At 49.7% G+C, this 14,653-nt stretch carries 10 protein-coding genes; 7 read left to right on the top strand and 3 right to left on the bottom strand.

Annotation, left to right across the window (positions count from 1 at the left end; translation table 11 throughout):
• Positions 1–107: 107 nt before the first annotated feature.
• Positions 108–1,394: a methyl-accepting chemotaxis protein gene (locus CWC22_RS00640; RefSeq protein WP_138538798.1), complete on the top strand. Its 1,287-nt coding sequence runs from the start codon at positions 108–110 to the stop codon at positions 1,392–1,394.
• Here CWC22_RS00640 and CWC22_RS00635 read toward each other — a convergent pair.
• On the bottom strand, positions 1,371–4,229 hold the full coding sequence (locus CWC22_RS00635; RefSeq protein ID WP_125564123.1) for an ATP-binding protein: 2,859 nt from the start codon (positions 4,227–4,229) through the stop codon (positions 1,371–1,373). The two genes, CWC22_RS00640 and CWC22_RS00635, sit on opposite strands and share 24 nt — an antisense overlap.
• Before the next feature lie 86 nt (positions 4,230–4,315).
• Between CWC22_RS00635 and CWC22_RS00630 the strand changes: the two genes are divergently transcribed.
• Positions 4,316–4,927 carry a DNA-J related domain-containing protein gene (locus tag CWC22_RS00630; protein WP_164517628.1) on the top strand — a complete coding sequence of 204 codons (612 nt, stop codon included), beginning with the start codon at positions 4,316–4,318 and terminating at the stop codon, positions 4,925–4,927.
• A 94-nt stretch (positions 4,928–5,021) separates the two neighbouring features.
• On the opposite strand, the gene dbpA is transcribed toward CWC22_RS00630, so the two are convergent.
• A complete protein-coding gene (dbpA, locus tag CWC22_RS00625; RefSeq protein ID WP_125564126.1) occupies positions 5,022–6,407 on the bottom strand; it encodes an ATP-dependent RNA helicase DbpA in 1,386 nt (461 codons plus the stop codon).
• A 155-nt stretch (positions 6,408–6,562) separates the two neighbouring features.
• Here dbpA and CWC22_RS00620 point away from each other — a divergent pair, with 155 nt between their 5' ends.
• Together CWC22_RS00620 and CWC22_RS00615 are read left to right on the top strand one after the other, a co-directional pair.
• Positions 6,563–7,996, top strand: coding sequence for a M28 family peptidase (locus CWC22_RS00620; protein WP_230090607.1), 1,434 nt, complete (start codon positions 6,563–6,565; stop codon positions 7,994–7,996).
• An 81-nt stretch (positions 7,997–8,077) separates the two neighbouring features.
• Positions 8,078–8,863: a tetratricopeptide repeat protein gene (locus CWC22_RS00615; RefSeq protein WP_171045094.1), complete on the top strand. Its 786-nt coding sequence runs from the start codon at positions 8,078–8,080 to the stop codon at positions 8,861–8,863.
• Here CWC22_RS00615 and CWC22_RS00610 read toward each other — a convergent pair whose 3' ends face one another.
• Positions 8,864–11,506, bottom strand: a complete 2,643-nt coding sequence (locus tag CWC22_RS00610; protein ID WP_138538800.1) for an EAL domain-containing protein — start codon at positions 11,504–11,506, stop codon at positions 8,864–8,866.
• A gap of 274 nt (positions 11,507–11,780) precedes the next feature.
• Here CWC22_RS00610 and ubiD point away from each other — a divergent pair, with 274 nt between their 5' ends.
• From ubiD to CWC22_RS00595, 3 genes are all read left to right on the top strand, one after another.
• Positions 11,781–13,253 (top strand): 4-hydroxy-3-polyprenylbenzoate decarboxylase, encoded by a 1,473-nt coding sequence (gene ubiD, locus CWC22_RS00605; protein ID WP_138538829.1) that lies wholly within the window; start codon positions 11,781–11,783, stop codon positions 13,251–13,253.
• A gap of 144 nt (positions 13,254–13,397) precedes the next feature.
• The gene (fre, locus tag CWC22_RS00600; RefSeq protein ID WP_138538801.1) at positions 13,398–14,111 is read left to right on the top strand and encodes an NAD(P)H-flavin reductase; all 714 of its coding nucleotides are present in this window, start codon (positions 13,398–13,400) and stop codon (positions 14,109–14,111) included.
• Positions 14,112–14,241: 130 nt separating this feature from the next.
• Positions 14,242–14,652: a CBS domain-containing protein gene (locus tag CWC22_RS00595; RefSeq protein WP_138538802.1), complete on the top strand. Its 411-nt coding sequence runs from the start codon at positions 14,242–14,244 to the stop codon at positions 14,650–14,652.
• Position 14,653 lies beyond the last annotated feature (1 nt).

Raw genomic sequence — 14,653 nt, 5'->3', positions numbered from 1 at the left:
GTATGTCAGGGAAAGGCTCCTCTCCCGACCGCACGGCTCACAACCAGGGCCTGCAATTGCATTACGACACGTGTTATTTAGTAAGCCTGATAAGGAAGAACACTTCAATGCGTTTAGTAGCCAGTGCCATGGCCGTGACTGCGGTGAACATAGCTGCCGTGCTGGTCTGTGCAGCCATATTCTCCCTACCTCTAATAGCCACCGCCTCACTGATTGTCATGATGCTGATTTCATCTGTTGTGATCACACTCTGGGTAGACAAGAAGCAAGAAAAGGGCGCCTACCTGCAAAGTTTTGTCAGTGCGCTTCATCACCAGGACACGATTGACCTGACTTTTCGCTTTGACGAAAAAGACAAATCACTCCCCAAAGCTTGCCTAGCGATAAACGCCAGTATGGCGATGATGGAACACATTATTGGAGAAGTCTATGCCTCTTCATCGCGACTGACCCCCATGGCCGATAGCCTACGTGATACCTATGCCTCCATGACACAAAAAGCCACCATTCAACATGCACATGGAGAAGACCTAGCCACAGCCATCAACCATATGTTGACAGTTTCAAGAGAGCTGGATGACAGCCTGGAGAAAATCTACAGCTCCGTTGAAAATGCCACGCAGGCAGTCAAAAAAACCCGAGTGGATACTGACAAAAGCCAACAAAGCCTGATGACGCTGGCAAGCAATATTCAGGCGACCAGCGAACAAATAGCGATACTAAAAACAGACAGCGATGCCATTAGCTCCGTCATTGATGTGATTAATGCCATTGCAGATCAAACCAACTTGTTAGCACTGAATGCCGCTATTGAGGCCGCAAGAGCGGGTGAACAAGGTCGAGGGTTTGCCGTAGTAGCCGACGAAGTGCGCAGCCTTGCAGCTCGCACCAGCCAATCGACGCAAGAAGTACGCAACATGGTCAACAAGATCCAGGCAGGTACAGACAGTGCACATGCTCTGATGTTAACCGCACTGGAAGAAACCGATAAAACGGTTAGTTTGTCAGAAGCCTCAACGAAAGAGGTCGATCAGATTGAACGGGCTATGATTGATATTAATGCTATGTCGCACAGCATCCATGACCAGGTGAGCCAACAGAAAACCGTCTCTGATGAAGCGCAATCCAGCATTGAGTCTATGGTTGAACTCAATTCAGATGCGCTGTCCGCGTCAAAAATTCAGGCTGTATCGAGCAGTGATCTGATCAACCTGGCCGCATGTATTCATGAAAAGTTATCTATGTTTACCGCAGAGCGACCACATCCTGACATGTCTCACAGGACCGACACCAGTCGCTATAACAGCAATGTTGATACTAACGCAGTCTCCAATAAGCCCCACAGCCCCCAAGCTGAAGAACACAGTAAATTAGGAGACATCGAGCTGTTCTGAGTAACTGCACACTTTGAGTTCATCACACAGGATCAGAAACAAATCCTGATAAAGGGCAGTTTGCTCTTGCTTTAACGCCGCTTCAAACTGTGAGGCAATATCTGCAATATGCACAAACTCGAACATACTCGCCGCCCCGTTTAATTTATGGCAGTGATGCTGTAATGCCTGCCAATCCTGCTCTTGCCATAAATCGATCAGCTTATACCTTTCCTGTTCCAGGGTCTGTGCAAAACTCTGTTTGAGATCGCTCATGTCTATCGACAAGTCCAGTGCCTGAGCCGCATTGGTGCGCTGCAAGGACTGAGCAAGCGTTTGATATAGCACATCACTGTTGATCGGTTTACTGAGATGACCACTGAACCCCTGAGCCAGGTAACCTTTAATTTCATGCTCCATCACGTTTGCCGTCAGTGCATAGACCTCACCCTCAAAGCCAGCCTGACGCAATAGTTGCAATGCTTCAAGGCCATCCATTTCTGGCATCTGAATGTCCATCAACACTACATCAGGATAAGCACTGAGACAGCGTTCTACAGCTTGCCTTCCGTTACTGACGGCATCCACTTCCAGGCCCATTTTTTCCAGTAAACGAACGATCAAAGCACGGTTATCATCATGATCTTCCGCCAGCAATACCGTGCCGGACAAGCGTGTACCTGGTTCCTGATTGAGGGCGGGCTGCGCCTCATTAAGGCACTCTATTCCATTGGTGTGACTCAGCCGGGCACAAGGGACAACCAACTTAAACTGGCTCCCTTTCTCGACTTCACTATGTACCGAAATCTCACCACCCATCATCTTAGCCAAATGCTGTGACAGGCTAAGCCCTAATCCGGAGCCGCCAAACCGACGCGTAATACTGTTATCTCCTTGCTGGAAACACTCAAAAATCCTGGCAACCTGCGACGGTGACATGCCAATGCCACTGTCCCGGACAAGAAAGGTGAGACCATCTTCATATTGCCGAATAATCAGCTCTACCTGCCCATGCTGCGTAAACTTAACCGCATTGCTGAGTAAGTTTATTAAGATCTGTTTCAGGCGCACATAGTCAAGCCGAACCAAATAGGGGACAGGCAACTCATTTTCGACTAACAAGGCAAGTGACTTTTCCATACAAGGACGCTGAAACATATCGCAGACATCTGCCAATAAATTCTCAATAGTAAATTCGGTGTACTCCAGCTCCAGTCGCTGCGCCTCTATTTTGCTCAGGTCCAGTACATCGCTAATGAGGTCTTTGAGATGATTGCCCTGTCGCGTCACAACGGCCAATGACGACATAAGATGGGCGTCGTGCGTGTAATCCTGCTGCAAGCTTTCGGCATGGCCCAAAATTGCAGTCAGCGGGGTGCGAATTTCATGGCTGATGTTGGCTAAAAACTGACTTTTTACCTGGTTTGCATTACGCAGCTCATCGGCGCTTTGCTGCAACTGTGCCGTTCGCTGTGCCACTTTTTTACTAAGCTCAATTTTTGCCCGTCGCTCGGTCGCGCGATGATAAAAAGCAAACACGGAGATCAGCGCCAGACATAAGATCAGCCCACTCATCCACAATAGTTGATTACGTTGTTCATCTTGCAGTTGCTGTAGCTCCTGCGCTTGCTTCATTTTAGCAAGCTCCTGGCTTAACTGACTTTCTTCAAACTTACTCTGGTACTTATTAAGACGTGTAATAAGCCCCTCATTGAGCAACGAGAATTGCAAGTCCCGATAGTAATCGAGCGTTTCAGCCGCAGACTGCATCTTGCCTGTTGCCGCCTGAACCAGCGCCAGCAAGTGTAAAAACTCACGTTCCCTGAGCCTATCTCCCAGTTTGCGAGTCAGCATTAACCCTTGATCAATGCTGGCTTTTGCACCGGCGATATCATTGCGCATCAGCTGCAACCTGGCCATCGGATGTAAGGCATGCATTACGCCAGCCTGATTGTCGGCTTTTTCAGCGTAATACATGGCAAAATTGACCTCCTGCTCTGCTGTCGTGTAATCACGGACCAGCAGGCTCAGTTTCGCCATATTGACATATTCAAATGCCAGATGACGCGTATCATTGATACTGTGGTAGTAATCAACAGCAGCTTTAACCGCACCACGGGCTAGTTCAGGACGATTTGATTCGGTGTAAATGACCCCCAGATTACCCTGTACTAAAGCCACACCATAATGATCTTCAAGCCGCTCAAATAACGTCCTGGCACGCTTGAGTAACTCTTCTGCTTTATCGTAGCGAAACTGACGAATATAAACTCCGGCAAGATTCAGCAGCATATCAGCCCTATCCTGCTCATTTCCATGCTGTTCATACAGCATATATGCTGCCAGATACTGTTCCAGTGAGGCTTCTAAATCATGGATCTGAATAAATGACATGCCCAGATTATTGTGGATGTCTGCGCGCTCAATCGGGTTATCTCTTTGTTCAGCAACTGCGAGTGCCTGCTGATAATCGACCACAGATGCAGCGTAATCTCCCTGATAAAACGCACTGATCCCCTGCATCTTAAGTGCATGATACAAACTGTCAGACAAACGCTCATCACGACTAAAAGATTCCAGTTGCTCAAAATAACGGATCGCCATCTCATAGCGCATGCTTTCGAGTGCAATTTTACCTATGGTCTTAAGGGTCGCCGCACGTTGCTGCGGACTTAATTCAGTGACCTGTAGCAATCGTTCGGCACTGAGTACCTGCTCCTGCCAGCTGGACAGGTCTGATAAGGCCTCAATTTGTGATGTAATCGCAGGTTTGGCAGTAGACTCAGCACGGCCTTGCGCCGACCAGATCCCCACCAGTAACACAGTGGCCACAGCCCACTTAAACCCCTTAATCATCCCTGTCTGCCCCGTATTACTTGCAATAGACGTGTTAAAAAATAAGAATTGAACAAAGAAGATACACTATGTTTACAGGCGGAACAATGTTGAACCCCCTCCTTGATGCCACTTTTAGAATAATCACCCGTGAACGCGCAACCCAATTGCATCGATTGGCCGCCGCGCTGGATGCTGAAATCGGATTGCCGAAACTAGATAATGATCCGGACAAGGACCTTTTTAAACGTAACTTTTTGTTGATGAACGCACTGTATCAGCTACAGCACGAGGGTGCGGAACAAGGTTACCACCTTCAGGTAGAGGCCATGGATATCCGCCTGACTGAGCAACCTGCCAAATCAGCTTTGCAAACACAGGATCCGCTCAGAGATTATTATTTAGATTGGCGCAATTATGATACCAGCAAGGACGACGTGATTGCGTTACTCGATCAGTTCTGGCAACGCTACCTCAAATTACCGCAACTGGCACCGCAACAACACGCCGAGTTAATTAAAAAATGGCAGCTGCCGACTCCATATTGCCGGCGCCAACTCAGTAAGCGCTGGCGCACACTGGCATTTGCAGCCCACCCGGATCAACAAGGTAACAACTCCGAGTTTCAACAGCTTCAGCACGAATACGAGCAACTCAAACACTATGCGAAAGTAGAAAACTCAAGCAACTCACATAAAACGGAAAAATCTTCGCGATAACACAGCAATTATTTAGCGATTTAGCTCGGCTAAATTAGCGATTTTTAACCCTATTATCGACAGATTTCCCTTCGCTTAATGTGCATTGATAACCCTACAGGCTCATTCGCTTGGCTTTAAATTTACGCCCCTTTAGCTTGCTCTCCTGTAACTTCCTCAGCGCAGGCTTGACCCCTTCTCTGGCTACCGCGACAAATGCCTGATGATCCAACACATCGATATTACCGATCAGACTTGCACCTACCCCCTGCTCAGAAGTCAGACAACCGACAATATCACCCGCACGAAGTTTATCTTTTTTACCGCCATCAACCTGCAAAGTCACCATAGGAGGCTTAAACACAGGTTTGTCGAGCAGGCTCAGTGGCGGAGGAGTCGCTGGCTCAAAGGTATGCTCATAAATTTCGCCCAATTTAGCGACTTTAAACGCCTCGTTTTCACCGTACAAGGAGCACGCAAGGCCTTTTTTGCCACCCCGCCCGGTTCGACCTACCCGGTGTACATGAGTTTGCGGATCCAGCGCCATATGGTAGTTGATCACCATATCAACGTCTTCAATATCCAGGCCCCGGGCAGCGACATCCGTGGCAACCAATACCGATGCACTTTTATTGGCAAAGCGGATCAGTGCACGGACCCGCTCAGCTTGATCCAGGTCGCCATGTAAGGTCACGACGTTGACACCACTACTCTTCAGCTCACTGTACAGCTTTTTCGTTTCCACTTTGGTGTTACAAAAGGCAATGCAACTGACGGGTTTGTAATGCTGGAGCAACAGCCGCAAAGTATTCAATCTCAGCTTGTTATTTTTGAGTGCAAAAAACTGCTGCTTAATCTGCCTGTTGAGAGTCTCTTCTTCTCCTTTCACCATCACAGGTTCACGCATAAACTGCTGTGTCAGCGCTTCAATGTCTTTCTGATAAGTGGCACTAAACATCAAGGTCTGGCGCTCTGGCGGCAGGTATATCGCGATATTTTCCAGCGCTTCGACAAACCCCATGGCCAACATCTGATCGGCTTCATCCAACACCCAGGTCTGCACTTGGGTCAGGTCGAGTGTTCCTTTGTACAAATGTTCTTCAATCCGCCCTGGGGTGCCAACCACCACGTGCGCACCATGCTCCAATGAGCTGATCTGGGGCCCGATAGGCTCACCACCACACACGGTCAGTACTTTGATATTTTGCATACTACGCGCCAGCTTGCGGATCTCAGTAGCTACCTGCTGCGCCAGCTCTCGAGTCGGCGCCAGTACTAAACTCTGGATCACCTGCTCTTCGACCACCAATTTATTCAGCAGGCCAAGGCTAAATGCCAGTGTTTTCCCCGACCCGGTTTTTGCCTGCGCAATCACATCCTGGCGGGCAATAATGGCGGGCAATGCCTGCGCCTGAATGGGCGTCATGGTAGTAAAACCGGCTTGCTGTAAACCACTTTGAAGGTGCCGGGTCAACGACACTTGATTAAACGACTGAGTCACACTATTACCTCGGATGAATTCAATCCGCCAAGTTTAGCAAATCCCCCATAGCGCCGTCACTTCAGTAAGCAAAAACGCCCATTCACCCCGAAACAGTTTAATTTAACAACAATTGTTGCGACAATCTCCGTCGATGTAAATTACCAAGGGTTACTATGGATCAGATAATACGCTTTGCGCCTTTTGGCAGGCTAACCAGCGCCGCCAGACATTGGCTATTGCCACTTTGTGCGTTAACCGCCAGCTTTGTGGGTCAGGCTGATGAATTCACACAAAAACAACTCGAAGACGTCGCCAAAGTGCGCACGCTGGCAAGTCAGAGCGACTTAAGCTGGCAGTTACTGGAATCACTCACCACAGAAATTGGCCCACGCCTGCCCGGCACAGAAAACGATAAATTAACCGTGGCCTGGGCGGAGAAACAGTTTAAGCGCCTGGGCTTTGATAAAGTCTGGCTGGAAGCCGCGACCTTCCCTGAGTGGCGACGCTATCATGAATCGGCAAAACTAATCGCGCCCAGTGAGCAGCCCCTGCATATCACGGCGCTGGGTAACAGTATCAGCACCCCACAACAAGGGTTACGTGGTGAAGTCGTGCTGTTTGAAACTTTTGATGAACTCAAAGCCGCACCGGTTGGCAGCCTGAAAGGTAAAATTGCCTTCATCAACTACCGAATGAATCGGGACATCGATGGTAATGGCTACGGCCCGGCGGTTCAGGCACGCAATAAGGGGGCTGTAGAAGCGGCGAAAAAAGGGGCTATCGCTTACATGATGCGTTCCGTCAGTACTGCCCATCATCGCTTTGCCCACACCGGCGGCAGTCACTACGATGAGCAAGTTACCAAAATACCCGCAACCGCCATTGCGAATCCGGACGCCGACCAAATCGCGCGTCTGCTCAAGCATGGCCACACGCCTCAGGTTGAGATCAATATTCAGACCGAAGATCTGGGCGAAGGAACCAGTTTTAACGTGATCGGCGAAATCACCGGTTCAGAGTTTCCTGATCAATATGTGCTGCTTGGCAGCCATCACGACTCTTGGGATCTTGGGACCGGCGCATTGGACGACGGCGCTGGTATGACGCTGACCATGGCTGCGGCCAAACACATTGCGTCAGTCACTCGCCCCAAGCGCAGTATTCGGGTAGTCCTGTTTGCCGCGGAAGAGCTTGGATTGTGGGGAGCGAAAGCCTACTTTAAACGCCATGAAGACAAACTGGCGCAGATTGTAGCCGCCGCTGAGTCAGACTTTGGTGCTGACGTAGTGTATGCGTTCGAGTCAAAAGTGAATGCAGCGTCTCTGCCACTGGTACGTGCTATTGCGGAACAGCTTAAGCCGCTCGGCATTACCTATATTGGCGCTAATCGCGCGCGTGGCGGTCCGGACTTGATACCGTTAAATAACATGACATCAGCGCCCATTTTCGACCTGCACCAGGATGGTACAGACTATTTTGATTATCATCACACAGCCGACGATACGCTGGATAAAGTGGATCCGGAAAAACTCAAGCAAAATACCGCAGCCTATGCTGTCTTTGCTTTAATGGCTGCTAATGGCAAAACATCGATGCAAGGCAAATAATGCCGGCATTGTTCAGTAAGTGATTTCCGCACAGGCACCGGACTGAGTTGGGCGGTGCCTCATCCCAATCAAGGAATGCCCATGGATAAACTCACCGCAGGCCTGTTTACATCCCATGACCTGATCACCCGCTTTCTCATCCGCTTCAAAAATGCATTGCTGGTTGCGACTGTACTGAGCGTTATCGGGTATTTTTGGCTCCAGCATGCTCAGCAAACAGCGCAGTTTCAGCGGCTGTTACTCGAGCCCAAAACAGATGACCTGATTTTGGTTGATTTAGGTCGCTTTGATACGCAACGAGTCTACCAGGCCCAATATCGGATCACTCAGGTTGTGGCGACGACCGACAACATTATCACCGTCAAACAAGGGCGATATACTTATGGTCGCAAACGAGATGTAAAACGAGCAATTCAGTTAGATAACCTGATGCTGGACAATTATTTTGATGCCACGCCACTGCAATGGCCCCGCACTGAACTGGCACACTATTTTGAGCAAGGTGCGATCTACGCCATCCACCGCCCCAATGACATTTATGTCATGGGTGGGATAGTCAAGCCCAGAGTGATACCGCGCCTGCATACACCAACAGCCAAACACCGGCTCTCGCCCGACAACCAACGCGGCATAGCGCACTATCAAATGGGTGAACTGCAGCAGGCACGCGAGGCCTTTGCTCTTTCAGCGCAACAGGATGATCACTGGGGGCAGTATAATCTCGCAACCATGCTACTTGGTGGCGAAGGGGGAGAGGCAGATCCTAAGCGGGCAATCGAATTACTGCGTCAGGCCGCGACAAAAGGCAACCCCAAAGCACAAACACTGCTCAGCGAGCTGTGTCCTGGTAACAAAGCCTGTGACTAGCTAGCGCGCCACTGTTACCTGCTTAGCCTCTCCGTCAGGCTGCTCTGCATAGCGATGAATAAAAGCTTCAAATTGTGCCGCATCAGCGGGTTTCGCATGCAGGAAGCCTTGTGTGTAATCACATCCGAGCGACTGTAAAAACGCCAGCTGGGCCGGGGTTTCAACCCCCTCGGCAATCACCGTCAGGTTAAGCTGTCCGGCCATGGATATAATGGCACTCACCAGGGCTCGGTCTTCCTCGTCCTCAGGCAAGTCTCGAATAAATGCGCGATCAATTTTCAGTTTTGACAGCGGGAAACGTTTGAGATAGCTCAATGATGAATAACCCGTCCCGAAGTCATCAATAGCCAGACCAACCCCCATTGCACGCAAGGTCTCCAGCTGACGCTGAATATGGCCCGAGTTGTCCGCCAATACGGTTTCAGTGATCTCCAATGTCAGCGCATCGGCCGCTAACCCGGTTTCTTTGAGTACCTTAGCAACCAGACTGGCGATGTCCTGTCGCTTAAACTGCGTACTCGACACATTCACGGAAACAAACAAGGGCTGACCCGTTTGTGTGATCCAGGACTTCGCCTGCGCACAAGCCTGATAAAGCACCCATTCACCGATAGTGATGATCAATCCCAGCTCCTCGCAGATAGGGATAAAGTCAGCAGGCGACACCAATCCCAGCTGCGGATTGTGCCATCGCAATAAGGCTTCACAACCCAGTCGCTTTTGCCCGACAATCGGCTGGTACGCCAGGTAGAGCTCACGATTTGTCAGCGCGCGGTGTAACGCCCCTTCCAGCGCACTGCGTGCTTTTGCATGCTCATGCATCGCAGAGGTGAAGAACTGAAAACAATTACGACCATGCTCTTTTGCTTTATACATGGCGCTGTCGGCATTCCTGAGCAACACTTTGCGATCTGCGCCATCATCGGGATAGAAGGTGATCCCCATACTGCCAGACACAAACGCTTCATGGCCTTCCAGAAAAAACGGCTCACTCAACGCATGCAGTACCTTGGTCGCCAGTTTTTCCATGTCACTGATCTTCGCCATATCGGGCAACAGCAGCGCAAATTCATCACCACCTAATCGCGCAACGGTATCCGAGTTACGGGTACACTCTCGGATCCGGTTGGCCGCTTCAATCAATAATTGGTCGCCAATATGGTGTCCCAGCGTATCATTCACAGCTTTAAAGCGGTCCAGATCGATAAAGCACACCGCCAGACGAGTTTGCTTTTGTTTCGCTTGTGCCAGCGCCAAATCAAACTTAGTGTGATAATGGTGACGATTTGCCAGCCCGGTAAGATTGTCAAAGTTGGCTTGCTGCCACATCAGCTGTTCATTGCGCTTACGTGACGTAATATCATTAAACAATGCCACATACATATCGATTTCGCCCGCGGCATCAAACACCGCTGACACCTGCAACCAGCTTGGATAAACCTCACCATTTTTACGTTTATTCCAAATCTCACCTTCCCAGTGTCCACGCGAGGTTAGCGCATCATACAACTGAGCAAAATAGGCCGCATCGTGCCGGCCTGAATTGAATATCGATGGTGTGTTACCCAGTACCTCTGCAGCCGAGAAGCCAGTGATGTCGGTGAAAGCCTGATTCACCATCTGGATCTGATTGTCACGATTCGACACCAATACCCCTTCACTGGTTGTCGCAAATACCGTGCTGGCCAGGCGCTGTTCTTTTTCGCCCGCAAGGCGCTTGCTGATGTCCTGGATCAAATAAATTGATCCAGTCTCCGTGCCCGAATTATCCAGCACTGGAGTTTTACTAATCTCAACATCGCGCCGTTTACCCGCCAGCGTAACCTGACATTCCACAGGCTCAGCACCCAGGTTATCCAGGCAGCGACAGTCCTCCATAATAAGCGCCATTGGGCGCCCCTGAATGCTGCCTAAATCTCGCCGGGCAGCCTGATTGGCCGAGGCCACCACATTACTCGAATTGGTATAGATGAGATAATCACCAATGGCATTAAAAATAGCACTGAAGCGGTTTTTCTGTAGTTCGGTGCGGCGTTTGGCGCGGCGTAAACGCAAGGTAAATAACACCAGCACTAAAATAGAACCACCAAGAATCGCAATCACGCTGCCGAGCAAGATCAACTGCACCGTATTCGCCTCTTTCAACTCAGCAGTTTGCAGGGCGACTTGCTGCTCAAGGTTAGACTGGTAATGCCATAAGTCGCGCTCCAGACTGCGTTGTGCACTGATATCCTGGATCACCGACAACAACAGTGGCTGACCCTGTTCATTGCTAAACGGGGCAGAATACACACTCACGGTTCTGATTTCCTGGCTGGCCAGCTGATGCTGAAAGATAAAATAATTGCGCCCTTCGCTGAGCGCAGACATTCTCTCCTGCTCAACCTGCTGGGGTGTAAACTGATTGATCTGCTGGATCTGCATGGTTTCCAGCCGGGCCTGAGAGTAGCCATAAAAGCGCGCCGCGGCCTCATTCGCCTGAACGATGTTGCCGGTTTTTGGCTCAATGAGTAACATCACAGCACTATGCTGCTCAAACGCACTCGCAGGCAAAAATGGCTGCACGGTTGAACTACTCGCAGCGGAGCAAAACAAGGCCAGAATGGCAATACATGAGCTGGCTATTATGGTTGTTATCTTCAAGCCGCCTCCAAACAAATACTGCGCAATGCAACTGACTATAACTGAAAGCCAAAAGCAAAGATATATACCCAGTTCAGACTATTGCGCCGAATCAATTATTTCCTCTGTTAGCATAATAGTCGCTAATAGAACTTTGATACACCCACAGTATGCCCTTTTTCACCTAAGTTCCCCCTGCCAGTAAACCAAACCGGCAAACCAGTCGTAAATCTCTGTTCTACATCTGGCGACTTGTTATACTAGCGCCATAAAGTCTGTGCAGCCCAAATTAATGATGAAATATAAAGATTTGAGAGAATTTATTGCTCTGCTGGAAAAGCAGGGCGAACTGGTACGGGTCAGCCAGCCCATCTCCACAAAACTGGAGATGACTGAAATTGCCGACCGTACATTACGGGCCGGTGGACCGGCTATCCTGTTTGAAAACCCCATTGGCTTTGATATGCCAGTACTGGCTAATCTATTTGGCACCCCCAAACGTGTTGCAATGGGCATGGGCCAGGATGACGTCAGTGAATTACGCGAAGTCGGTAAGCTGTTGGCATTTCTAAAAGAACCTGAACCACCTAAGGGGATCAAAGAAGCTCTTGGGCAAATACCGGTCTTTAAGCAAGTACTGAATATGCCGACGAAGGAGCTCAAAAAAGCCCCATGTCAGCAAGTAGTAATGAGTGGCGATGAGGTCGATCTCACCCGCCTCCCTATCCAGCATTGCTGGCCTGGTGATGCAGCACCACTTATCACCTGGGGGCTAACCATCACCCGTGGACCGCATAAAAAGCGCCAGAACCTGGGCATTTACCGCCAACAGCTGATCGGAAAAAACAAGATTATTATGCGCTGGCTCTCCCACCGAGGCGGCGCACTGGATTTCCAGGAGTGGTGCCAGCAAAATCCGGGAGAACCATATCCTGTGTCTGTTGCCCTGGGTGCTGATCCTGCCACTATTCTGGGTGCCGTTACCCCGGTCCCCGACACCTTGAGCGAATACGCCTTTGCAGGCCTGTTACGCGGCAGTAAAACCGAAGTAGTCAAGTCTATTTCCAATGACCTACATGTCCCGGCCACCGCTGAAATTATCCTGGAAGGCTACATTCAGCCGGGTGAAACCGCGCCGGAAGGCCCTTATGGCGACCATACTGGCTACTACAATGAAGTAGATGATTTCCCGGTGATGACAGTGACACATATCACACACCGCGAAGATCCCATATACCACAGCACCTACACCGGCCGCCCACCCGATGAACCGGCCATCCTGGGGGTTGCGCTCAACGAAGTCTTCGTGCCGATTTTACAAAAACAATTTCCAGAAATTGTCGATTTTTATCTGCCACCAGAAGGCTGCTCGTATCGAATGGCGGTCGTCACTATGAAAAAACAATACCCAGGCCATGCCAAGCGCGTGATGCTGGGGGTGTGGTCGTTCCTGCGCCAGTTTATGTACACCAAATTTGTGATTGTGTGTGACGATGATGTCAATGCCAGAGACTGGAATGATGTGATCTGGGCAATTACCACGCGCATGGATCCAGCCAGGGATACCACTATGATAGAGAACACGCCAATTGATTACCTCGACTTCGCATCACCCGTGTCGGGCCTTGGCTCGAAAATGGGGATGGATGCCACCAACAAGTGGCCGGGTGAAACCGATCGGGAGTGGGGAGAGCCCATTGTGATGGACGAGGCAACCAAACAACGCGTTGATGAAATTTGGGATAGCCTGAAAATCATTAAGACATAATGAATCCGACAGACTTTTTTCTGGCATGCGACGATAAGCTAACTGGGAATCTGTCTGTCTTGGTGTGAAAGCGGTTACAGGGTCAACCTGAGTGTGCTAAAGTGCACACACTTTCACCACCGTGCTTATTTTCTAAGGTAAAAAATGCAAGTACTCAAAGCCACAGTGGCCGAGATTTCGCCACTGACCGAATACGTCTCTAAAGTTGTCTTAACACCGGAGCAGGATGCCGAATTTGCAGCTGGCCATTACCTGCAATTAGTACTGGGTGAAAAAGACAAGCGTGCCTTCTCAATCGCCAGCAGCCCATCGAAGAAAAATGCCCTCGAGCTGCATATTGGCGCTTCAGGTGCCGACTCTTATGCGATGCAAGCATTGGATCATTTAAAAGCCGCCCACACGAACCAAACGCAAGTTGATTTGGAAGTGGGCCTGGGTGTTTCTCAGGTTCGCCCTGAACAGGCAAGACCCCTGGTATTGTTGGCAGGCGGTACAGGATTTTCGTACGTTAAATCCATGGCAGACCACCTTTCTGAAATTAACTACGATCAGCCGGTACTATTCTACTGGGGTGTTAAAGAAGAGTCTGCGCTGTATGCTAAGGCGGACATGGAAGCATGGGCAAATAGCAAAGCAAACTTTCAGTTTATTCCTGTGGTTGAACATGCATCAGAGCAATGGAAAGGCCATACCGGTTATGTCCACCAGGCGGTCATGAAAGACATCGTCTCACTTGAGCCATACAGTGTCTACATGGCGGGCCGTTTTGACATGATAGGCATAGTGCGCGACGACTTCATCAATCATGGCGCGCAACGTGAGTTCATGTTCGCGGACGCTTTTGCATTTATCAAATAATGCCCTGTGGTGCGCGGTTGCCCAACCGCGCATTCAATTCATAAAATCAATCACTCTGATACAAATAATCCATTTTAAAAATTGATGATAGTTATCCATACTGGGTTTGTCACTTAACAGGAGAACCCCCATGGCTAAACAATTTATCTCAGACATCATGTCCACACAATTTCCGCTGATCACCCCTGATACTGAAATCACGCAGGCCATCGCACAGCTAGAAAAATTTGCCCTTTTTGGCGCCCCGGTCCAGGACTGTAATGGTAAACTGGTCGGCTTTATTTCCGAACAACAACTGCTTGCGCCATTGCTACAAAGTAGCTATTTCTGTGATGGTGCCACTCAGGTTGGTCAGTTGATGCGTAAGGACACTTTGTCGGTCAGCAAAACAACCACGGTCGTGGATTTAGCGACGCAAATGCAACAAGACAAACCGAAAATCTATCCGGTTGTTGATAATGATAAGGTGATAGCGGTGGTTACCCGCAGCCAGGTGCTGAGTGCACTAAAAGAAAACTACTTAAGCTGCTCAGCACACTGAG

Origin of the sequence: Pseudoalteromonas rubra, assembly GCF_005886805.2 — a bacterium.
GTDB lineage: Bacteria > Pseudomonadota > Gammaproteobacteria > Enterobacterales > Alteromonadaceae > Pseudoalteromonas > Pseudoalteromonas rubra_D.
This window is presented reverse-complemented; position numbering and strand designations above follow the sequence as displayed.

Excerpts from the sequence above, each read along its gene's own strand:
- CWC22_RS00595 (WP_138538802.1), top strand. The coding sequence starts at position 14,242 with ATGGCTAAACAATTTATCTCAGACATCATGTCCACACAATTTCCGCTG.
- CWC22_RS00635 (WP_125564123.1), bottom strand. The coding sequence starts at position 4,229 with ATGATTAAGGGGTTTAAGTGGGCTGTGGCCACTGTGTTACTGGTGGGG.
- CWC22_RS00620 (WP_230090607.1), top strand. The coding sequence starts at position 6,563 with ATGGATCAGATAATACGCTTTGCGCCTTTTGGCAGGCTAACCAGCGCC.
- CWC22_RS00630 (WP_164517628.1), top strand. The coding sequence starts at position 4,316 with ATGTTGAACCCCCTCCTTGATGCCACTTTTAGAATAATCACCCGTGAA.
- ubiD (WP_138538829.1), top strand. The coding sequence starts at position 11,781 with ATGAAATATAAAGATTTGAGAGAATTTATTGCTCTGCTGGAAAAGCAG.
- fre (WP_138538801.1), top strand. The coding sequence starts at position 13,398 with ATGCAAGTACTCAAAGCCACAGTGGCCGAGATTTCGCCACTGACCGAA.
- CWC22_RS00640 (WP_138538798.1), top strand. The coding sequence starts at position 108 with ATGCGTTTAGTAGCCAGTGCCATGGCCGTGACTGCGGTGAACATAGCT.
- CWC22_RS00615 (WP_171045094.1), top strand. The coding sequence starts at position 8,078 with ATGGATAAACTCACCGCAGGCCTGTTTACATCCCATGACCTGATCACC.